This is a genomic window from Streptomyces sp. ADI95-17 (assembly GCF_003846175.1).
Lineage (GTDB): Bacteria > Actinomycetota > Actinomycetes > Streptomycetales > Streptomycetaceae > Streptomyces > Streptomyces sanglieri.
This window is the reverse complement of record NZ_ML123050.1, coordinates 844,225-865,995: the sequence shown is the minus strand read 5'-3', so window position 1 is coordinate 865,995 and position 21,771 is coordinate 844,225. Positions and strand designations below refer to the sequence as shown.

General features: G+C 71.0%; 15 protein-coding genes and 1 pseudogene. 10 read left to right on the top strand and 6 right to left on the bottom strand.

Features of this window, described 5'->3' with window-relative positions; translation table 11 throughout:
* Positions 1 to 760 precede the first annotated feature (760 nt).
* Positions 761 to 2,425: pseudogene (locus tag EES42_RS34605) on the top strand (SpoIIE family protein phosphatase); the annotation flags it as partial.
* Positions 2,426 to 2,506: 81 nt separating this feature from the next.
* Here EES42_RS34605 and EES42_RS34600 read toward each other — a convergent pair.
* From EES42_RS34600 to EES42_RS34590, 3 genes are all read right to left on the bottom strand, one after another.
* Entirely contained in the window at positions 2,507 to 3,844 is a 1,338-nt protein-coding gene (locus EES42_RS34600; protein ID WP_124722144.1) for an MFS transporter, read from the bottom strand.
* A 113-nt stretch (positions 3,845 to 3,957) separates the two neighbouring features.
* Positions 3,958 to 5,271, bottom strand: coding sequence for a 2-oxo acid dehydrogenase subunit E2 (locus EES42_RS34595; RefSeq protein ID WP_124722143.1), 1,314 nt, complete (start codon positions 5,269 to 5,271; stop codon positions 3,958 to 3,960).
* A 37-nt stretch (positions 5,272 to 5,308) separates the two neighbouring features.
* A complete protein-coding gene (locus EES42_RS34590; RefSeq protein ID WP_124722142.1) occupies positions 5,309 to 7,507 on the bottom strand; it encodes an alpha-ketoacid dehydrogenase subunit alpha/beta in 2,199 nt (732 codons plus the stop codon).
* Positions 7,508 to 7,645: 138 nt separating this feature from the next.
* Here EES42_RS34590 and EES42_RS34585 point away from each other — a divergent pair, with 138 nt between their 5' ends.
* The 5 genes from EES42_RS34585 to htpG all read left to right on the top strand — a co-directional run bounded on the left by EES42_RS34585 (position 7,646) and on the right by htpG (position 12,631).
* A complete protein-coding gene (locus EES42_RS34585) occupies positions 7,646 to 8,200 on the top strand; it encodes a VOC family protein (RefSeq protein ID WP_124722141.1) in 555 nt (184 codons plus the stop codon).
* A gap of 33 nt (positions 8,201 to 8,233) precedes the next feature.
* Positions 8,234 to 8,965 (top strand): GntR family transcriptional regulator, encoded by a 732-nt coding sequence (locus EES42_RS34580; RefSeq protein ID WP_124722140.1) that lies wholly within the window; start codon positions 8,234 to 8,236, stop codon positions 8,963 to 8,965.
* The gene (locus tag EES42_RS34575; RefSeq protein ID WP_124722139.1) at positions 8,922 to 9,704 is read left to right on the top strand and encodes an SDR family NAD(P)-dependent oxidoreductase; all 783 of its coding nucleotides are present in this window, start codon (positions 8,922 to 8,924) and stop codon (positions 9,702 to 9,704) included. Before EES42_RS34580 ends, EES42_RS34575 begins: the two co-directional genes overlap by 44 nt.
* A 69-nt stretch (positions 9,705 to 9,773) precedes the next feature.
* A complete protein-coding gene (locus EES42_RS34570) occupies positions 9,774 to 10,577 on the top strand; it encodes an SDR family NAD(P)-dependent oxidoreductase (RefSeq protein ID WP_124722138.1) in 804 nt (267 codons plus the stop codon).
* A gap of 122 nt (positions 10,578 to 10,699) precedes the next feature.
* On the top strand, positions 10,700 to 12,631 hold the full coding sequence (gene htpG, locus EES42_RS34565; RefSeq protein WP_124722137.1) for a molecular chaperone HtpG: 1,932 nt from the start codon (positions 10,700 to 10,702) through the stop codon (positions 12,629 to 12,631).
* A 276-nt stretch (positions 12,632 to 12,907) separates the two neighbouring features.
* Here the strand turns inward: htpG and EES42_RS34560 are convergent, their stop codons facing one another.
* Complete coding sequence (locus EES42_RS34560; protein ID WP_124722136.1) at positions 12,908 to 13,894, bottom strand: alpha/beta hydrolase; 987 nt, start codon at positions 13,892 to 13,894, stop codon at positions 12,908 to 12,910.
* A gap of 388 nt (positions 13,895 to 14,282) precedes the next feature.
* On the opposite strand from EES42_RS34560, the gene EES42_RS34555 reads away from it, so the two are divergent.
* Positions 14,283 to 15,575 carry an MFS transporter gene (locus tag EES42_RS34555; protein ID WP_124722246.1) on the top strand — a complete coding sequence of 431 codons (1,293 nt, stop codon included), beginning with the start codon at positions 14,283 to 14,285 and terminating at the stop codon, positions 15,573 to 15,575.
* Positions 15,576 to 15,657: 82 nt separating this feature from the next.
* On the opposite strand, the gene EES42_RS34550 is transcribed toward EES42_RS34555, so the two are convergent.
* On the bottom strand, positions 15,658 to 16,173 hold the full coding sequence (locus EES42_RS34550) for a DUF6630 family protein (protein WP_124722135.1): 516 nt from the start codon (positions 16,171 to 16,173) through the stop codon (positions 15,658 to 15,660).
* Positions 16,174 to 16,403: 230 nt separating this feature from the next.
* On the opposite strand from EES42_RS34550, the gene EES42_RS34545 reads away from it, so the two are divergent.
* Positions 16,404 to 17,549 carry a glycosyltransferase gene (locus EES42_RS34545; RefSeq protein ID WP_124722134.1) on the top strand — a complete coding sequence of 382 codons (1,146 nt, stop codon included), beginning with the start codon at positions 16,404 to 16,406 and terminating at the stop codon, positions 17,547 to 17,549.
* A gap of 82 nt (positions 17,550 to 17,631) precedes the next feature.
* Positions 17,632 to 18,837 (top strand): FUSC family protein, encoded by a 1,206-nt coding sequence (locus EES42_RS34540; protein WP_124722133.1) that lies wholly within the window; start codon positions 17,632 to 17,634, stop codon positions 18,835 to 18,837.
* A 35-nt stretch (positions 18,838 to 18,872) separates the two neighbouring features.
* Here EES42_RS34540 and EES42_RS34535 read toward each other — a convergent pair whose 3' ends face one another.
* On the bottom strand, positions 18,873 to 20,018 hold the full coding sequence (locus tag EES42_RS34535) for a PP2C family protein-serine/threonine phosphatase (RefSeq protein ID WP_124722132.1): 1,146 nt from the start codon (positions 20,016 to 20,018) through the stop codon (positions 18,873 to 18,875).
* Between the two features lie 474 nt (positions 20,019 to 20,492).
* Between EES42_RS34535 and EES42_RS34530 the strand changes: the two genes are divergently transcribed.
* Positions 20,493 to 21,674, top strand: a complete 1,182-nt coding sequence (locus tag EES42_RS34530; protein ID WP_124722131.1) for a glycoside hydrolase family 16 protein — start codon at positions 20,493 to 20,495, stop codon at positions 21,672 to 21,674.
* Positions 21,675 to 21,771: the final 97 nt, after the last annotated feature.

The following is a 21,771-nucleotide window of genomic DNA, read 5'->3' as shown; positions in this document are numbered from 1 at the left end:
CGTCCCGGCCCACGAGCTCGTCGAGGCCCAGCAGCGCACGATCGCCGCGTTGGAGGATCTCAACCGTGTCCGGCAGGCCTACGAGGTCAGTGAGCAGGCCAGGCAGCAAGCCCTCCAGGTGGCCACGGTGCTCTTCGCGCTGCTCGGCCAGACGCAGGCTCAAGTTGCCACCCTCACAAGGCGGTTGGATGCGCTGCGCGGCGCGGACGACTCGTTCCTCGTCGATGTGGAGCTGGCGGAACACCGTCTCGAACGCGCCGTACGGCAGTCGGAGGACCTCCGCTCGCAGCTCGGCCGGGCCGAGGCCGAACGGGACACGGCGCAACGCGTGGCCGATCACGCCGCCCGCCGCATCAAGGCGCTGGAGGACGAACTCCGTGAACTCAGGAGCGTCTCCGCACCCGGCGGTCAGCCCCGCTCGGGAACCGCCCTGCAGATTCCCGGCCCGCTGCCCGGCACCGCCGACGACGCCGCGCTCGATCAGGTCGACGCCACACTGCGCAAGGCCCGTGACGTCCTCGACCGGGAGCACGATGCCGTACAGGAGGCGGCCGAGGACATGGGCTGGGGCAAATCCCGGAACGCCGGGACGGAGCACACCGGATCCGTCATTCCCGGGCAGGCCGTCCGCGGCGGTAACCACCACGGCCCCCGGTCCGCGCCCGTCGACGACGAGTTGTTCCGCACAACCCCGAACAACCCCATGACCAGCGGAGACGGACCCGGCAGCGAGGTCGAGCTGCGGCGGGCGGACGACTCGATGCGATTCGTCGGAGCCGCGACCCGGCGGATCGCCCGTGGCATGGACCTGGACGAGATCGTGCTCGGGCTGTGCCGTGCGACCGTCCCGTCGTTCTCCGACGAGATCTTCGTATATCTGCGCGATCCGCTCCCGGTGGGCGATGAACGACCGGCCTCCCCGTTCATGCTGCGGCTGCGCCGCGTCGACCGGCTGCGCCAGGAAGGGCGCGGCGGGCACCTCGCAGCCGACGCCGATCCCGCGGTGCTGCGCCCGGTGCCTCCGGGCAGCGCACTCGCCGAGGTGTTACGCGGGGTGCGCCCGCTCCTCGGCGGCTCGGACGCCGGCCGGGACGCACTGCCCTGGCTGCTGGGTGCCGACCACCCACTGCCCGACGGGCACCGGGCGATCCTCGCCCCGCTGCGCGGCCGGCGCCGGGTCATCGGGGTCGCGGTCTTCCTGCGCGGGAACGAGCGGTCGAGTTTCGATCCGAACGACCTTCTGGTCGCGGCCCAGTTGGTCACGCACACGGCGCTCTCCCTGGACAAGGCCGTACTGTACGGGCGCGAGGCGTACATCGCGGGGGAGCTGCAACGGGCGATGCTGCCGAGCTCCCTTCCGCAGCCGCCCGGCGTCGGGCTCGCCTCCCGCTATCTGCCGGCCGCCGAGACGGCCCGGATCGGTGGCGACTGGTACGACGCGATCCCGCTGCCCGGCAGCCGGGTCGCCCTGGTCGTCGGCGACGTCATGGGCCACTCCATGACCTCGGCGGCGATCATGGGGCAGCTGCACACCACCGTGCAGACCCTCGTCGGCCTCGACCTGCCGCCCCAGGAGGTGCTGCGACGGCTCGACAAACAGGCGCGGCGCCTGGGCGACGACCGGATGGCGACCTGCCAGTGCGCCGTCTACGACCCGGTCGCGCACACGATCACCATCTCCAACGCCGGCCATCCGCCGCCCGTGCTGCTGCATCCGGGCGGCCGTGCGGAGGTGCTGCGGGTGCCGCCCGGCGCCCCGGTCGGGGTCGGCGGGGTGGACTTCGAGGCCGTCGAGCTGGACGTGCCCGCGGGCGCCACATTGATTCAGTACACCGACGGTCTGGTGGAGTCCCGGCTGCGGGACATCTGGATGGGCATCGAGCAGCTCAGGGAACGGGTGGAGGCCACGGCACGGCGGACCGGGGCGGACCACACGCCGTCGCTGGAGGCGCTCTGCGACGACGTGCTGCACATGGTCGGCCCGGGGGACCGGGACGACGACATGGTGATTCTCGCGACGCGGTTCGACGGGATCGCGCCGAGCGACGTGGCGCACTGGTCCCTGGAGCCGGTGCACGAGTCCCCGGGGCGGGCCAGGCGGCTCGTGCGGCGGACGCTTGCCGACTGGGGCCTGGCGGAGCTCACGGACTCGGCCGAGCTCCTGGTGAGCGAGATCGTGACGAACGCCGTGCGGTACGCGGAACGGCCGGTGAGCATGAGGCTGTTGCGGACCGATTCGCTGCGCTGCGAGGTCGGCGACGACTCGACGCAGCTGCCCCGGGGACGCTGGGCACGGCCCACCGACGAAACCGGCCGTGGGCTGCACGTCGTCAGCGCGCTGGCGCAGCGGTGGGGCGCGGCCGATGTCTCCGGAGGCAAGGTGGTCTGGTTCGAGCTGGACCTGCCCCGGGGTGAAAGCCCCTGATGGACCCGGGAGTTCGGGCGGGGCGGTCACACGTCCGGCCGGCGTCGGTTCCCCGGCAAGGGGCGCCGACGCCGGCTTTTGTCAGGACTTCGGGGAGAAGCGCAGCCGCGTGGCCGCGAGTGCGCCGACGGCCAGCAGGACGATGGAGACCCACAGGCCGGACAGGTGGTTGCCGGTGGCGTCCTCGGCGTAGCCCATGATGTACGGGCCGACGAAGCCGCCGGTGATGCCGATGGTGTTGAGCAGTGCCAGACCACCGGCGAGGGTCTTGCCCGAGAGCCGGGTGGCGGGGAAGTTGAACAGCAGGGGCTGGACGACGAAGAACGCCAGGCCGGTGAAGCAGAAGCCGAGCAGGGCGATCACGGGACCGGCGACGGCGGCGACGATGAGGCCGGTGAACATCATCAGCAGGCCGACCACCACGAAGTTGCGGGAGCGCCGGGGCGTGGTCGCGCGGGGCGGGACCAGTACGGCGCCGACGGCCGCGGTGAGCCAGGGCAGGCCGGTCAGCAGGCCGATGGTGAACGGGGAGAGATCGCCCCAGCTTCCGATGATTCCGGGCAGGAAGTAGACGACGGAGTACAGGGCGACCTGGTGCGTCCAGTTGGCGAAGATGGCCAGCAGCATCTGCTTGTCGCGCAGCACCGTCAGCAGCGAGCCGGATCCGGAGCCGTTGCCGGCCGCCTCGGAACCCTCGGTCTGCTCGCGGGTGACCGCGTCCTGGACCAGTTGGGCCTCGTCCGCCGTCAGCCAGGGCGCCTTGGCCGGGCCGTCGGGCAGGTACCGGAAGATCGCGACGGCCAGGAAGAGGCAGGGGATCCCCTCGATGACGAACATCCACTGCCAGCCGTGCCAGCCGCCGAGGCCGTCCATCTCCATGAGCAGCCCGCCGAGCGGGTTTCCGACGACGCTGGCGATGGAGGCGCCGAGCAGGAGCAGCCCGATGGCCCGGCCGCGGATCTCGGAGCGGAACCAGTAGGTGAAGTAGAGCAGGATGCCCGGCAGCAGCCCCGCCTCGGCGGCGCCGAGCAGCAGCCGCATGGCGTAGAAGGACTTCTCGCCCTGCACGAAGGCCATGCAGGCGGAGATGACTCCCCAGGTCAGCATGATCCGGGTGATCCACCAGCGGGCGCCCACCCGGTACATGATCAGGTTGCTGGGCACCTCGGAGATCGCGTAGGTGAGGAAGAACAGCCCCGCGCCCAGCCCGTAGGCCGCGGCGGAGATGCCGAGGTCGACCTCCAGGCGTTCCTTGGCCAGGCCGATGTTGGTCCGGTCCAGGAACGACATGATGTAGGCGGCCAGCAGCAGCGGCATCAGCCGCCGCAGATTGCGCCGGTCCAGCTCGCCGAGCGCATCGCGCGGGGTTTCGTGTGGTGTGGCCGCACTTGGTGTGCGGGAACCGCGGATCAAAGACATCGGTGTCCTCTTGGGGTGCTCTGGCAGCCGTCAGGTGGGGACGACAGGACTTGGGGCTCGGCCGGGCGGACTGCGGCGGTGGTGCCGCGGGCCGCCCGGCCGCCGGGATGGGGTCAGACGACGAGCCGGACCGGGTTCTCCACGGCCTCGGTGAAGGCCGCGAGCCAGCGCGCCGCCACGGCGCCGTCCACCGGACGGTGGTCCACGGACAGGACCACGCCGAGCACCTTCGCCGCGGTGACCGCACCGTCGCGGACCACCGCCTCGTCGCGTGCGGCGCCGATGGCCAGGATCGCGGCCTGCGGCGGGTTGATGATGGCGGCGAACTCCTCGACCCCGTACATGCCGAGGTTCGAGACGGTGATCGAGCCGCCTTCGAGGTCGGCGGGGACCAGGCCCCCGGAGCGCGCCCGCTCCGCGAACGCACGGGTCCGCGTGGCGATCGCCGACACCGACAGGTTCTCGATCCCGCGCAGTACCGGGGTCACCAGACCCGTGTCGGTGGCGATGGCGACCGAGACGTCGACGGTCCGGAACCGGCGGACGGCGTCCGGCTGCCACACCGCGTTCATCTCCGGCACCTGGGTGTGTGCCGTGGCGACGGCCTTGATCAGCAGGTCGTTGACCGAGATCTTGACCGGGCTGACGGCGTTGATCCGCTGCCGCAGGGCGAGCAGCTCGTCGACCGCGCAGGTCGCCCGCAGGTAGAAGTGCGGGGTGTGCTGCTTGCTCTCGGTGAGCCGCCTGGCGATGGCCCGGCGCATCCGGGTGTGCGGGATGTCCTCGTGGTCACCGGTGCCGGCCGCGGATGCGGGCGCGGCGGGGGTGGTGGCCTGCGGTACGGGGGCGGGCGCCGGGGGTGCGGGCGGCTCCGTCGCCTGCGCCCGCCCGGCCGCGACCGCGGCCTCGACGTCGCGCCGGACGATGCGGCCGCCGGGCCCGGTGCCGGTGAGGGCCTCGATGCCGAGGCCCGCCTCGCGGGCCAGCCTGCGGGCCAGCGGACTGCTGAAGATCCGCCCGCCACGATCCGGCTCACCGGAAGCCGGCGCGAGGGAGAGCGCGGGTGCGGCGGAGGGCGCCGGAACGGCCGGCTCCTCCGGTACGTCCCGGCGCACCGCCTGCCGGGCCTCGGCGGGCGCGGCCACACCGAGTTCCACCAGCAGCGCGTCGAGGTCACCGGTCTGCTCGCCGGCGGTGCCTAGCACGGCGATCGGGTCACCGACCTCGATCTCGACGCCGGCTTCGTACAGCGCCTTGAGCAGTACGCCGTCCCGCTCGGCGGACACGTCCACCTCGGCCTTGTCGGTCTCGATGGAGACCAGCGCGTCGTCCTTGGTGAACGACGCCCCCTCCGCCACCTGCCAGGCGGACAGTACGGCCGTTGCCGCGTCGGCGGCCACGGCGGGCATTCGGAACAGTTCTGCCATGATCAACCCTCCTGGGTGTTCTCTCGTACGGGGAGGGTCAGTTCCCGGTGACCCGCTGGAGCGCGGCCACGACCTCTTCGGTCCGTGCGATCGCCGCCCGCTCCAGCACCTTGCTGATGCTGGGCGAGGACTCGCCGGCCCGGACGCGCTCGACCGGCTGGTCGAGCCAGTCGAAGTAGCGGCGCTGGATCTCGTCGGACAGCCAGCCGCCGTAGGAGGTGCCGATGGGGCCCTGCTCGGCGATGAGCACGTTGTTGGTCTTGCGGATGCTCTCGCCGAGGGTGTCCCAGTCGAGACTGGCGCGGTCCAGCCAGCGAAGGTCGATGACCTCGGCGTCCAGGCCCAGCTGCTCGACGGCCTCCAGGACGTAGTTGGTCATCGCGAGGTACGACACGACGGTGATCCGCGATCCGGTGCGGCGCACCGCCGCCCTGCCCACCGGCAGGCAGTAGTCGAAGTCGTCCACCGGGCCCGGGCCGACCGAGTTGTACAGGTCGGTGTGCTCCAGTACGACGACCGGGTCCTTGCAGGTCAGCGCCGAGTTCATCAGGCCCACGTAGTCGAAGGGCGTGGACGGGGCGACGATCCGCCAGCCGGGGGCCGTGGCGAGGATCCCCGCCGGGTCCATGGAGTGCTGGGAGCCGTAGCCGGTGCCCATGGCGACCTTGCTGCGCAGGACGAGCGGGACGCCGGACCCCTGTCCGTCGCCGCCGAACATGTGCCGGGCCTTGCCGATCTGGTTGAAGATCTGGTCGGCGGCGACCCACATGAAGTCGGCGTACATGAACTCCACCACCGGCTTGTACCGGCCGTCGAGCGCGATGCCGCCGGCCAGCCCGGCGAAGGCGTTCTCGCTGATCGGGGTGCCCAGGACCCGGTCCGGGTGGGCCTCGGCCAGGCCCTTGGTGGCGCCGTTGGTGCCGCCCTTGAGCCGGTGCACGTCCTCGCCCATGACGACGACCGACGAGTCCTCGGCCATGCGCCGGCTCATCACCTCGGCCACGACATCGATGAACTTCCGCTGTTCCAGGCGCCCCTGGAACGCGTCCGGGCCGCTGCCGGTGTCGGCGAGGCGTACGTCGTCGAACTCGCTGAGGTCGCCCCGTACACCGACGTCGCGGAAGGACGGGTCGGGCCATTCGGCGGGCCTGATGCGGCGGGTGCCCGGCTTTCCGCCGGGGTCGGGCTCCAGCAGCTCGTCACCGATGCCCGCCATGACCGCCTTGGCCCGCGCGGTGCACTCCTCGATCTCTCCGGTGCTCAGGACGCCGTTCTCGACGAGCTGCCGCGAGACGAGGGCGAGCGGGTCGCGGGCCCGCCACTCCTTCTCCTCGTCCTTGGTGCGGTAGCCGAACGCGCTGCCGGGGAACGGGCCGTTCTGGTGGAAGAAGCGGTAGACCTCGGCCTCGACGACGGTCGGGCCGCCACCGGCGCGCATGTGGTCCACGGCCTCGCTCATGGCGAGGTACGTGGCGAGCGGGTCCATGCCGTCCACGCGCCAGCTGGGGATGTTGAAGCCCAGTCCGCGCGCCGACAGCCGGGGCTCGGCCGTCGCCTCGTCCACGTGGGTGGAGACGGCGTACTTGTTGTTCTCGATGAAGAAACAGACCGGCAGCTTCCAGGCGGCGGCGAGGTTCATCGTCTCCAGCACGGAGCCGATGTTGACCGCGCCGTCCCCGAAGTAGGTGACCGAGACGGCATCGGTGCCGGCCTGCCGCGCCGACCAGGCGAACCCGGCGGCCTGCGGCACGCCACCGCCGACGATCGCGTTGGTGCCCATGGCCCCGGCCTCGCGCCACTGCAGATGCATGGATCCGCCGCGCCCCTGGCAGAAGCCCCTGGCCAGGCCGCAGATCTCGGCCAGGCTGCGCTGCAGGACGGTGTGCACCTCCGCGTCGACGGGCCGGCGCAGGTCGATGCCGCCGGGCGCGACGTAACCCAGTGCCTTGGCGAGGAACTGGTGGTGCCCCCGGTGCGAGCCGCCGACGAAGTCGGCGCCGGTCAGCGGCAGCACGGAGCCGACGGCGCCGCCCTCCTGGCCGATGCTGGAGTGCGCCGGCCCGTGGACCAGTCCCTGGCCCGCGAGGTCGAGCACGTACTCCTCGAACGTCCTGATCAGCAGGGTCTGGGTGAACATCGAGGTCAGCAGCCTGGGGTCCGCGCCGTGCCAGTCCTTCTTGGTCGCCGTCACCTCGGTCCAGGGTGATGCGGGGGCCAGTTTCCGGTGTGTGGGCATGAGCACTCTCCTGTGTGATTCGGTGAGCACTGTCGCAGTGAATGGATCCATAGCCAATACCTCGTTACCGGAACGTTACGTTCAGATTTCGGGAATATCCATTGACTACGGCACCTGGGGCGGCGCAATGTGAGAGTCATGGCGGATAGATGGATCCATTCCACGGATGATCGAGAGCGGGGCCTTCCCGGGCTGGCCGGCGTCGAGCACATCGGCTTCACCGTTCCCGACCTCGAAGAGGCGACCCGGTTCTTCGTCGAGGTGATCGGCTGCGAGCACGTCTACTCGCTCGGCCCGTTCCGTTCCGACGGCACCTGGATGAGCGACCATCTCGGCGTCCACCCGCGTGCCGTGATGCGGGAGCTGCGCTTCTTCCGGTGCGCAGGCGGTCCGAACTTCGAGATCTTCGAGTACGAGGCTCCCGGACAGGAGACGCGACCGCCGCGCAACAGCGACATCGGCGGCCACCATCTCGCCTTCTACGTCACCGACCTCGACGCCGCCGTGGCACACCTGCGACGGCACGGCGTACGGATCCTGGGCGAACCCACGGCCAGCTCCGGACCGAGCGAGGGGCAGCGCTGGGTCTACTTCCTCACTCCCTGGGGGATGCAGCTGGAACTGGTCTCCTACCCGGACGGCAAGCGGTACGAGGCCGGCTCACCGGTGCTGCTGTGGCAGCCTTCCGTCTGAACACGCCGCCGTACCACCGCACCAGGGAGAACCATGTCACCCAGTCCGACCACCGGATCCGGTCCGTCCGGAGCCGCCGCCGTCGCCAGCCAGCGCGTCGCGGACCATCTGCGCGCCGCCATCCTCAGCGGTGAACTGCGCCCCGGCGCCCGGATCATGCAGGAGCAGGTCGCCGCGCAGCTCGGCGCCAGCCGGCTGCCCGTGCGCGAGGCCCTGCGGATACTGGCGGCCGAGGGGCTGACCGTCGTGAAGTCCAACAGCGGCGCCTGGGTCTCCAGGATGGACATGGCGGAGTGCGAGGGCGTCTACAAGATCCGCGAACGCCTGGAACCGCTCGCCCTCGCCGAGAGCATCCCGCATCTGACCGCCGAGCAGGTCGCCGAACTGGAGACGATCGCGCGGCAGATCGAGCTCACCACCGACGTGGACCGCTTCCTGGCCCTCGACGGCCGGCTCCACCTGCTCACCTACTCCGGATGCCGCGTCACCCAGATCACCGCCATGGTCGACCGGTTCTGGAACACCACCCAGCACTACCGCCGCGCCTTCGCCCGGCTCGCGGGCGACAGCGGCTGGGAACTGATCCACGCCGAGCACCGCCTGATCATCGACGCGATCAAGCGGGCCGACATCGTCGACGCCGAACGCTTTCTCACCGGCCACATCCGCCGCACCCGGCTCGAACTGGCCCAACATCCCGAACTGTTCACAGAGGAAGACCATGACAGCGACCACACAGCAGACGCAGCAGGCCCCGCGGACTGACGCCCGCCCCTTCGAGGGCCGGACCCTCCTCCTGTCCGGCGCGGGCGGCGGCATCGCCCGCGAGGTGGCCCGCCAGTTCCACGCGGCCGGTGCCAACCTGGTGCTCGGCGACCTGAACGCCGAGGCACTGGCGGAGTTCGCCGCGACGCTCGACCCCACGGGCACCACCGTGATCACCCGCACCCTGGACGCGGCGTCGCCGGAGAGCAACAACGCGTTCGTCGCCGCCGCCGTCGAGACGTTCGGCTCGGTCGACTTCCTCGTACCCGCCGCCGGGATCTACCCCGAGCAGGCCGTCGCCGACATGACCGACGAGCAGTGGAACACCGTCATCTCGGTCAACCTCAACGGTGTCTTCTACCTCACCCGTGCTGTCCTGCCCCACCTCAACGAGGGCGGCAGCATCGTCAATCTGACCTCCATGGCCGGTCACCGAGGCAGCGTCCGGCACGCGCACTACGCGGCGACCAAGGGCGCGCTGCTCGCCTTCTCCCGCAGCCTGGCCTGGGAACTCGGCTCCAGGGCACGGATCAACATGGTCTCGCCCGGCATCATCGAGACCCCCATGACCCGCGACTACGTGGCCGACCGCGGCGACACCGCCCTCGCCACCACCCCGCTGGGCCGCCTGGGCCGGCCGGAGGAAGTCGCCTCCGTCGTCGTCTTCCTCTGCTCGCCCGCCGCGAGCTTCGTACAGGGCGAGGTCATCCATGTGAACGGCGGCATGCACATGATCTGAGCACGACCTGGAACACCGGAGCGGAGCACGACGGAGAACACGGCGGAGCAAGTGGTGACGGAACCGAACATGACGACCGAAGCGGCGGTCTACCCCGACCTGAGCGGCAGCTCCGTATGCGTCACGGGCGCCGCCCGCGGCCTGGGCCTGGCGATGGCCGACGCCTTCGCCCGCGCCGGATGCCATGTGCTGCTGCTCGACCTCGACGGCGACGAACTGGACCGGGTGCGGCCGGCACTGGCGGCACGCCACCCCGGCCAGGTGATCGCGGCGGCCGCGGCCCCGGTGAGCGACCAGGACGCGGTGACGGCCGCACTCACCGCGTTCACCGCCCGGACAGGGAAGCTGTCCGTCATGGTCGCCAACGCCGGTGTCTCCGCCAACGCGCCGTCCTTGGACCTCGAACTGGACCGCTGGAACGCCGCGTTGGACGTCAACCTCACCGGGGTCTTCGTCTGCGCGCGCGCCGCCGCCCGCATCATGCGCGAGGGTGACGGAGGTGTCATCCTCACCACCTCGTCGATGTACGGGGTGACCGCCGGCCCCGAGCGCGCGGCGTACTGCGCGACCAAGGCGGCCGTCGCCGCTCTCACCAAGGTCCTGGCCGTCGAGTGGGCCCCGTCCGGCATCCGGGTCAACGCGCTCGCACCCGGATACGTCGAGACCGACCTGCTGACCCGGCTCTCCGACGCCGGGCGCCTGGACACCGGGGCGCTGCGCCGCCGCACCCCGCGCGGCCGCCTCGGCACCCCGCAGGACATCGCCAATCTCGCCCTGTTCCTGTCCTCCGGGGTGTCCGCGAACATCACCGGCCAGGTGCTGGTCAGCGACGGCGGCTGGACGGCCGACGGCTACGCGGTGACGCCGGCCTGAGCGGGCGCCGGGCGGAGCCGTGGAAACAGTGGGCTTCGGGGTAGTGGCCCGGAGTGATCAGCGGCTGATCTAAAGTGCTCAGGCCAGATCCACGACCACGGACCTGAGAAGGAATCACGGATATGCCCACTGAGACGTTCGAGTTTCAGGTGGAAGCGCGCCAGCTTCTGCAGATGATGATCCACTCGATCTACTCGAACAAGGACGTGTTCTTGCGTGAACTCGTCTCCAACGCCTCCGACGCGCTCGACAAGCTGCGGCTCGAAGCACTGCGCGACGACTCGCTCGGCGCGGACGTGTCCGACCTCCACATCGCCATCGAGACCGACCGGCAGGCCCGCACCCTGACCGTGCGGGACAACGGCATCGGGATGTCTCACGACGAAGTGGTCCAGCTCATCGGGACCATCGCGAACTCGGGCACCGCGAAGTTCCTGCGGGAGCTCAAGGAGGCCGAGGAGAACGCCGCGGCCGACGGGCTGATCGGTCAGTTCGGCGTCGGGTTCTACTCCAGCTTCATGGTCGCCGACGAGGTCACGCTGCTGACCCGGCGCGCGGGCGAGAGCCGGGGCACCCGTTGGACGTCGTCCGGCGAGGGCACGTACACGATCGAGACCGTCGACAGCGCACCCCAGGGAACCTCCGTCACGCTCCACCTCAAGCCGGAGGACACCGACGACCAGCTGCACGACTACGTCTCCCCGTGGAAGATCAGGGAGATCGTCAAGCGCTACTCGGACTTCATCACCTGGCCCGTCCGGATGGTCCCCGAGGCCGCGGCGGGCGCGGACGGCGAGGAAGGGGCCGACGACGCCCCGCGCGAGCCCGAGACGCTCAACTCGATGAAGGCCCTGTGGGCGCGCTCGCGCGACGAGGTCACCGACGACGAGTACCACGAGCTGTACAAGCACATCAGCCACGACTGGAGTGCCCCTCTGGAGACCATCCGCCTCCAGGCGGAGGGAACCTTCGAGTACCAGGCACTGCTCTTCATCCCGTCGCACGCGCCCCAGGACCTGTTCATGCAGGGGTACCAGCGCGGCATCCAGCTCTATGTGAAGCGCGTCTTCATCATGGACGACTGCGAAGCGCTGATGCCGCCGTACCTGCGCTTCGTCAAGGGTGTCGTGGACGCGCAGGACCTGTCGCTCAACGTGTCGCGCGAGATCCTCCAGCAGGACCGCCAGATCCAGCTGATGCACCGGCGGCTGGCGAAGAAGGTCCTGTCGACTGTCAAGGACATGATGTCCGCCGAGCCGGACCGGTACGCCACGTTCTGGCGGGAGTTCGGCCGCGTCCTCAAGGAAGGGCTGCTGAGCGACTTCGAGAACCGCGAGGCCATTCTCGGTGTCTCGTCCTTCGCCACGACCCACGACAAGGACGAGCCGACCACGCTGCGGCAGTACGTGGAGCGGATGAAGGACGGCCAGGAGCACATCTTCTATCTGACGGGCGAGTCCCGTCAGGCCATCGAGAACTCCCCGCACATGGAGGCGTTCCGGGCCAAGGGCGTCGAGGTGCTGCTGCTGACCGACCCCGTCGACGAGGTGTGGGTCGAGGCCGAGCCGGAGTTCGACGGCAAGAAGCTGCGGTCCGTCGCCAAGGGCGAGGTCGACCTCGGGACCGAGGAGGAGAAGAAGGAGGCGGCGACCGAACGAGAGGGCCGCCAGCAGGAATACGCGGATCTGCTCGGCTGGATGACGGACCGGCTGAGCGACACCGTCAAGGAGGTGCGTCTCTCCTCCCGCCTCACCGTCTCGCCCGCCTGCATCGTCTCGGACACGCACGACGTGACACCGGCCCTGGAGAACATGTACAGGGCCATGGGCCAGGAGATTCCCCAGGTCAAGCGCATCCTCGAACTCAACCCGGAGCACCCGCTGGTCAGCGGCCTCAACCGGGCGCACGCCGAACGCGGCGAGACAGACGGCACCGGACTCCAGGAGACGGCCGAGCTGCTCCACGATCTGGCGCTGCTCGCCGAGGGCGGCGAACTGGGCGACCCGTCACGCTTCGTCAGGCTGATGGCCGACCGCCTCGAACGGACTCTGTGATCCCCGGCCGTCGGTGAATCCGCACCGACGGCTCCAGGACGGCGGACGCTTCACGGTGGGCCGCGCCTCGCACGGCCGGGGCGCGGCCCACCGGCCGGAGCGGGTGACCCTCATGTACCGGCGCCGGGATGCGAACCACGCGGTCCGGGGCGAGGATCGAAGTACGGGCAGTGGCCCGGCTGCGCCCCGACTCCCCGAGGGTCGGCCCCCTTCCCCGGCGCTCCGGTCCGCTTCCCGGCCGCCGTACCGCGCGCCCGCCCCGCGACCCATCCGGCCTCAGCGGGGCAGGGAGCCGAGCCAGCCGGTCAGGAGGCTGTTGACCTCCTCGCTGCGTTCCTGCTGGATCCAGTGGCCGGTGCCTTCGAGGATGTGTGAGGAATCCAGCGCGGGCAGGGTCGTCGGGTACGCCTCGATCGCCCCGGACATCCAGGTGGTCGAGGCGTCGAGGCCGCCGCCGATGAACAGGGCGGGCCGGGTGATGGGCGCGCCGTGGAAATCAGTGAGATCCGTCCAGTCCCGGTCCATGTTCCGGTAGCGGTTGAGCGCCCCGTTCATTCCGGTGCGCTCGAACTCCGCGGCGTAGACGTCCAGTTCGTCCTCGCCGAGCCAGGCGGGCAGCCGGCCGGCGGGGAACCGCTCACGCATTGTTCCGCCGCGCCGCACGAAGTGCGGATCGGGTGCGTCCGGTGCGGGCATGGTGTCGGCGGACAGCGCGGCATAGATGCCCGCGAGCCAGCCCCGGACGTCCGGCTCGATCTCGGCCTCGGCCCGGCCGGGCTCCTGGAAGTAGGAGACGTAGAACTCCTCGTCCCCGCCCATCCCCGCGAAGACCTCGCTGGGGCGTGGCCCGCCCGGTGGCGCGTAGGGAACGCTCAGCAGACCCACCGCGCGGAAGACGTCCGGCCTGACCAGGGCCGAGTCGGCGGCGATCGTCGACCCCCAGTCGTGTCCGACGATCACCGCGGTCTCCTCGCCGAGCGCGTGCACCACGGCGACGTTGTCCTCGATCAGGTCGAGCATCCGGTACGCGTCGACGGACTCGGGACTGGAGGAACGCCCGTAGCCCCGCACGTCCATGGCGACCGCCCGGTACCCCGCGGCGGCCAGCGCCGGCAATTGGCGGCGCCAGGAGTACCAGGATTCCGGAAACCCGTGCACCAGCAGCACCAGCGGCCCGACACCCTGCTCCACCAGGTGGATCCGGCCGGCGGGAGAGGGGACCGTACGGTGTCTGAAGTCCGTGACCCGGGCGGGCTGCGACATGGATCCTCCTGATCCTTCGATCTGTTGCGCGGGCCGCGATCCATCACGCGGACCCGATGCGTGGTCCCGATCATGCGACGGATGCCGGGGCCACGCGAGCGTTGTTGCCGTTCCGGCAAACCGTCGGCGGCCCCGGCCCGTTTCCCCGGGTGGCGGTGTGCGCGGAAAACGGGTGGCACGCGGTCGTGCGGCCGACGTAGCTTGTGCGCCTGTGACCGATGCCCCGAAGAGCCCATCGCGCGACCCGCACCCGACGTTCACGGACCCGGCCGCGCCGGACGGCGGCAGACGTACGAAGGCAGCGGATCTTCCGCCCTTACGGCCCGAGGACACCGACGGCATCTTCTCCCGGACGTACGCGGCGCCCACCTCCAGCTTCGCCGCGGTGATGTTCCTGACCGGCCTCGCCGCACTGGCCGTGGTGCCCACACTCCCGACGGCCGCCCGGGATCTGGACGGGGTGTCGCTCTTCCCGCTGGTGGCGGGCTGCTTCGTGGCCGCGAGTCTGCTGGGCGGGGTGCTGGGCGGTCACTGGGCGGACCGTGCGGGGGCCAATCGACCGCTGGCGGCGGGCATGGTGCTGGCCGTCGTCACTCTGCTGGTTTCGGCCAGCAGCACCTCGATCTGGCAACTGGCCGCCGGGCGCTTCGTGGACGGAGTGGCGGGCGGGATGGTCGCGGTGGCGATCAACACCGCGATCGGCCAGGCGTATCCCGAGCGGCTTCAGCCGCGCGCCCTGGCGCTGATGAGCGCCTGCTGGATCATTCCGTCGCTCGTCGGCCCCCCGATGGCGGGGCTGGTCGCGGAGTGGTGGTCCTGGCGTGCGGTGTTCTACGGCCTGGCGGTCCTGACGGCGCTTCCGGCGCTGGCGGTCGTGGCCCTGCTGAACGGCCGTTCCTGGAAGGCCGCGCCCGCGCTGTCCGAGGAGAGGACCCCGCGCCCCGCCCTGACGGTCGCGGTGGCGGTGAGCGTGGGTGCGGCCCTGGGCCAGTACGGAGTGTCGGGCTGGGACACGCGTCATCTGCTGTTCGCGGTGTCGGGACTCGCGCTGATGGTGCTGTTCGCCTCCCGGCTGCTGCCGGCGGGCACCTGGCGTGCCGCACACGGACTGCCCGCCACCGTGCTGCTGCGCGGGCTGAGTTCGGGTGTGTTCTTCACGCTGGAGGCATTCGTGCCGCTGATGCTGGTCACCGACCGGGACGTGGCCCCCGTCGTGACGGGTCTGGCCTTCACCGGCGCCGCCGTTGCGTGGGCCGCCTCCTCCTGGGTGCAGGGCCGTCTGCCGGAACGGACGCCACGTCACCGTCTGGTCGTGGTAGGGGCGTTGGTGCAGGTGGTGGCGGTCGTGATCGCCGCCGTCGGGTCGCTGCCCGGGGTGCCGGCGGTCACCGCCGCGTCGTCGATGGTCGTCGCGGCGGTCGGCATGGGGCTGCTCGCCCCGTCCCTCACCGTGCTGTCCCTGGCGCACGCCCCGGCCGGCCGGCAGGGCTACGCCAGCAGCGCGATGCAGACCAACCAGAACCTGGGCCAGATCCTGGTCCTGGGCGTCGCCTCAGCCGTCTTCAACGCCTTCCTGAGCGGCGGCTCGAACGACCACATCGGCTACGCCGCAGCCTTCGGGCTGTTGCTCCTGCCCGGCGTCCTGGCCGCCGTGCTCGCCGCCCGGGCCCGCGGCGCGTGAGCCGACCGGGACGGCGCCCGGCGGGCGAACGGGGCGGGAATCGCACAGTGGGATGCGGATGCGGATGCGGATGCGGGGCGGCTCAGGCTCCGAGGATCCGTACGGCGATGCCCGCGGGACCGGCGAGTGCCGTCAGCTCCCCGGCCCTCGCGGCACGCAGACACACCACCGGGCAGCAGTCCGAATCGGTGTCGAGCACGGCGAGCGTCGCGCCGACGTCCCGGTAGTGGCGACCGCAGGCCTCCAGGAACGCGGCCGTCCGCAGACGCATGTCGCGGGCCCCGAACAACACCCAGGGGTCCACGGACGGCCGGGAGTCCAGCTTCTCCAACCGGGCCCGTATCTCCGCGGGTTGCTCCTTCCAGTCGCACTCCGCGAGCAATCGGTGCTCGCCCAGGGCATCGACGAGCGCCGTCCGGGCGAGGTTCGGCACGGGCCCGGCGATGCCCCGGTTCGCCAACTGGGCCGCATACGTGTTCACATAGCGTTCGGGATCGTCGTGGGCGAGCAACACCCGCTCACCGACGGCCGGACGGGCCGGAGCGAGAAGCGATGCGACGGCTGCCAGTGACGTACGGACGGCGTCGGTGCCGGACATGATGTGCGCTCCTTCGGCAGCTTGTGGCTGCGGCCGGTCCTGAGAGGCGGAGGACGCCCTGACGACGTCTGTGGAAGAGCCTGGCACAGGGGTGTGACAACGGGCGGCACAGCCTGCGGGGCGCCCCCGGAGGCCGCGGCGGCAAACATCGGGCAGACGCCGGAATCGCGCCGAAATCAGGCGGAAAGCTGTCCTGTGGGCGGCAGATGAACATCCCTAGGCTCTGTCCCATGCGTGTACTTTTCGCCTCGACCCGCGGCTCGGGCCACTTCCACCCGCTTGTCCCACTCATCGACGCGTGCACGGCACGGGGCGACGACGTCCTCGTCGTCGCCCCACCGGCACTGGAATCGTTATTGGCGTCCCGGAAGCAGCCGTATCGCATCGGTGGGGAGCCGCCCGAGGAGGAGCTCGGCAGGACCAAGGCGCGCGTGCTGGCGCTGGCCCCGGACGACGGCGTCGCGATGATGGTCACGGAGGTGTTCGGCCGGCTCGGCATCGCCGCGATGCTTCCCGCGCTGGAGGAGGCGTGCCGCGACTGGCGGCCCGACCTCGTCGTGCACGAGGCGTACGAGTTCTCGTCGGTGGTGGCCGCCGAGCGGCACGGGATCCCGCGGCTCCGGGTCGCGGTCTCGGCCGCGCGGTTCATCCGGTCCACCGACTCCCTGATGACCCCCGTGTTCGAACCGTACGGAACCGGCATCACGGAACGGCTGCTCGCCACCCCGTACCTGACCCGCCTCCCGGCCTCCCTGGACCCCTCGCAGTACGCCGTGACCCACCGCTATCACGAGACCCTCCGGCCGGGTGCGCTGCCGGACCGGTGGGGCGGAGCGGAGCAGCCGCTGGTCAACCTCACCCTGGGCACCGAGGCGGGTGCCATGCCGACCGCGGTCGGCCTGTACCGGGCGCTCGTCGAGGCGGTGAGCGAACTGCCGGTGCGGGTACTGCTCACCACGGGGCACCTCGTCGAGGCGGCGGACCTCGGACCGCTGCCGTCCCATGTCCGGGTGGAGCAGTGGGTGCCGCAGGCGGATGTCCTGTGCCGTGCGTCCCTCGTGGTCTGCCACGGCGGATCCGGGACGGTCTTCGGCGCCCTGGCGGCCGGCGTCCCGCTGGTCTGCGTCCCGCTCTTCGCCGACCAGCCGGTGAACGCCCGGCTGGTGACCGACGCGGGGGCGGGGATGGCGATCACCCCGACCGGCGCCCCGGTGGACGAACCGGCGGTGCTGGGCCCCGACGACGTGCGAAGCATCCGCGCGGCCGCCGAGCTGATCCTCCAGGAGCCGTCGTACCGGGCCCGGGCCGGCCGCCTGGCCGACGAGATGCGGTCCACCCCCACGGTCGAGGAACTGCTCGGCACCCTCGCACCCTGACCCCGGCGGACGGCGTCCTCCGTACGGAGGGTGTCGCCGGACCGGGGCGCCCGTGCCGCGCACGGGCGGGCATGGGAAAGAAATGGCACGAGTATCCGCACCCGTGATCGAGCTCGTCCGGCGGACGACCGAGCCCGTCGGAGCGCAGACCCTGCGCTCCACGGCGGCCGCCGTCATCGCCTATGTCGTGGCGGTGTGGGCCCTGCCCCATCCCGCACCGCTCACGGCCCCGCTCACCGCGCTCCTCGTCGTACAGGTCACCCTCTACGCGACCCTCACCACGGGGATCCGCCGGGTGAACTCCGTCGTGGTCGGGGTGCTCATCGCCAGCGCGTTCACCGCGCTGGTCGGCCTCAACTGGTGGAGCCTCGGGCTGACGATCTTCGCCTCGCTGATCATCGGGCGGCTGGTGCGCGTCGGCGAGTTCGTCCCCGAGGTCGCGATCAGCGCGATGCTCGTGCTCGGTGTCTCACAGGTCGCCTCGACCGCCTGGGACCGGGTGCTGGAGACCCTGATCGGCGCGGGAGTGGGGCTGCTCTTCAACCTGCTGCTGGCGCCTCCCGTGTGGGTGCAGCCCGCGGGCGCCTCCATCGACGGTCTGGCCCGTGAGATGGGCGGGATGCTCCGTGCGACGGGAGCGGACGTGCGCGGGCACATCTCCGTCGAGCGGGCGGCCGACCGGCTCCACGCGGCCCGCCGCCTCGACCACGACATCGTGGAGGTCGACGCCTCGCTGCGGCAGGCGGAGGACAGCCTCACGCTGAATCCGCGGGTCCGGCAGGGACTGCTCTACCGGGTCGTGCTCCGCACCGGTCTGGACACCCTGGAGATCTGCGCCGTGGTGCTGCGGGTCCTGTCGCGCACGCTGACCGACCTGGCCAAGGCCCGTACCGACGAAACGCTGTTCCCCGCCGACGTGGCCGAGTCCCTGACCGAGCTGTTCGGACAGCTGGCCGACGCCGTCGAGAGCTTCTCCGAGCTGATCACCACCCCGCTCGCGGAGAACGCCGAGGAGGCGGAGGCCGGGCTGGCCGACGCGCTCGCCGTCAGCCGCGCGACCAGGGACCGGGTGGCCGATCTGCTCCTCGAAAACGTCCAGGAACATCCCCGGCAGTGGCAGCTGCACGGGGCGCTGCTCGCCGAGATCGACCGGATCCTGGACGAGCTCGACATCGACAAGCGCTCGGAACGCCTGGGCAAGGAGCTCGACCGGCGCTCCGCGCAGCTCCACGAACGTCACCCCTGGCTGCGCTCCGTGTCACGCCGCCTGGGCACCGGGCAGAGCTGAGCCGACGGCGCGGCGCACGCGGCGGCCGGGAGCATTCATCCGGAGCGTGGCAGGCGCTCGATGGCGACCAGCGCCGCATCGTCCCCCAGGCGACCGCCCGCGTGGTGCAACAGGTCGGCGCACAGCGACTCCAGCAGCGCTTCGGGGCCCGTGCCGAACCGCGAGGCGGCCCGTTCCCGCAGCGGATAGAAGCGCCCCGACCGGTCCCGGGACTCGATCACGCCGTCGGTGTACAGGAGCAGCGTGTCACCGGCCTCGAAGCCGAACGTCTCCGCCGTGTGCTCGGTGACCACCAGGCGCGCCAGACCGAGCGGCGGGGCCGGTGTGCGCACATCGAGCGGGATCACCTCACCGGCCCGCAGCAGGAGCGGCGGCGGATGACCGCAGCTGACCAGGTGGATCTCGGCGGCGTCGTCGGGGATGTCGAGCACGGCCGCGGTGACGAACGACTCCGCGAGGTTCGGGTCGTCCTCCTCGTCCCCGTCCGTGCCCGCGTAGGCGGTGTCGGTGTCGTCGGGGTCCGGTGCGATGCTCGTCTCCAGATGGCCCACCAGATCGGGCAGCAGCCACCGCTGGCGGGAAAGCGCGTGGAAGGCACCCAGCACGCTCGCCGCCTCACCGATCGCCGCGAGCCCCTTGCCGCGCACATCGCCGATGATCAGCCGGGTGCCTCCCATGGTGCGGGCGGCTGCGTAGAGGTCGCCGCCGATCTGCGCCTCCGCCTCCGCCGCCAGATAGACCGAGGAGATGCGCAGCGGGCCGCTCCGTGCGGGCAGCGGACGCAGCACCACGCGCTGCGCGGCCTCGGCCACCGAACGCAGCTGGGTCACGGCCCGCTCGTTGCGGACTCTCAGGTGGGCGAAGAACGTGACGAAGGCGGAGATGAGGACCAGCGCGACGATCTGGTAGGTGTGATTGAGATCGTTGAGACCGGTACGTTCGACCGCCACCACCGACTGCGCGAGCACCGCGACCACCCCGACGAAGGCGGTCATGCGCGGCCCGGTGAACGAGGCGGCCAGCGCGGGCGCCGCCACCAGGAACGGGCCGAGATGGACGTCCGGCGGCGCGATGATGTCCACCACGGTGACGGCGGCGATCAGCGCGAACGGCGTCGCCACGAGCGCGTTCCTGCGCCGTCGGGACTCACGGATCGACTCCAGGAACCGCGGGGAAGCCATGCTTCCGGAATACCTCACCCGGCGCGTCCTCGCTCCTCGTACGGCTGACCGCCGGGACGTCCGGGACCTCTCACGACAGGGTGTCATCGACGTGGCGTCCACCATGTGGACGGTACATCTCGGGTCGCGGGAGCCGGCACGCAGAGTGTCGAGAGGGCCTTGTCCCTGCTCCCGCATGGCGTCCTCGGGCTTGGCCGAGCCGGCCGGTACCGCCTGAGACCGCCGAGCGTGATGGGCGCGACGCCCGGGCGGTGAAGACTCCCATTCCAGTGAATCCGACGTGCGACATGCAGGATCGACATTCATGAATTTCGACTGTGCCGACCCTCGGATGGGACGAATCTGGGGAACGGTCTGCGCGAATGCTTGACGAAGCCTCGGTATATGGACACGCTTCCTGCATTGCGCATCCGAGTTGCACAACTTGAGTGCGTGGCAAGGCAATCGGACCGTCGGACGACGAAGGAGTACGGCATGAAGAGAGCGGCCCGCACCCCGCGCACGCTCGCAGTCGTGGCCGCCGGGCTGCTGGCCCTGGCCGGCGGGATCACCCCGCAGGCCACGGCGGCCGAGGCGTCCCCACCCGGCGACGGCTGGACGCTCGCCTTCGGCGACGAGTTCAACGGCACCGCCGTCGACACCGGCAAGTGGAACTTTCGCACCGATGTGAAGGCCTACAGCGCGCAGCGCAAGGAGAACGTCACCGAGTCGGGCGGCAGCCTCAGCATCAACCTGAAGAAGGAGAGCCACGCCGGCAAGGACTTCACCGGCGGCGGAGTGGTCAGCAAGCAGCGGCTGCGCTACGGCTACTACGAGACCCGCGCCAGGATCAACGACGGCAGCGGCTGGCACTCCTCGTTCTGGCTGATGGGCGGCGACGGCGGCACCACGTTCCCCGCCGACCAGCGCACCGAGGTCGACGGCTTCGAGATCGACTCGGTCAACCCCACCGAGCTCGCCCACAACGTGCACAGTTGGAAGGGGTCGGGCTCCACCGGCCCGGTGCACTACGGATCCGGCACCTACGACAGCGGCCTCGACCTGCGGCAGTGGCACACCTACGGGATCGACTGGTCCGAGAGCGGTGTGAAGTTCTACCTCGACGGCACCCTGAAGTACACCGCCGCCTACACCCCCGGTCAGTGGACGCACGACTACACCGCCGTCTGGCTCACCTCCATCGCCTACGGGGCCGTGCCGGACGCGACCAGGCTGCCGTCCGCCATGCAGTTCGACTACGTCCGCTACTGGCAGCGCGACTACTACGTCGACAACGACGGCCCCGCCGCCTACGGCTACTCCACCTCCGGTACCTGGTCGGCCAGTTCGCTCTCCGGCTGGACGAAGGACTCGCCGATGACATACGCCTGCGACGCCGGTGCCACGGCGACCTGGCGGCCCCGCCTCCGCTCCGCCGGAACGTACGAGGTCTTCCTCCGCAAGACGGCCACGCCCGGCGGTGACCCCGCCGCCCGGGTCGCACTCGACAACAACGGCACGGTGACCACGAGTACCCTCGACGAACGCACCGGAAGCTCCGGCTGGACCTCCCTCGGTACCCGGTCCTACGCCGAGGGCACCGGCGCCGCCGTCTCCCTCACCGCCAGCGGCACAGGGTGCGTGCACGCCGACGCGGTGAAATTCGTGCGCCGGTGACCACCGGCCGGCCCGGCTGAACCCGCACGGGGCGGTTGCGATGCGCGCTCACACGGACGCAGTCGGCCGCGGGTTGCCCCCGCGACCGGCTGCGACC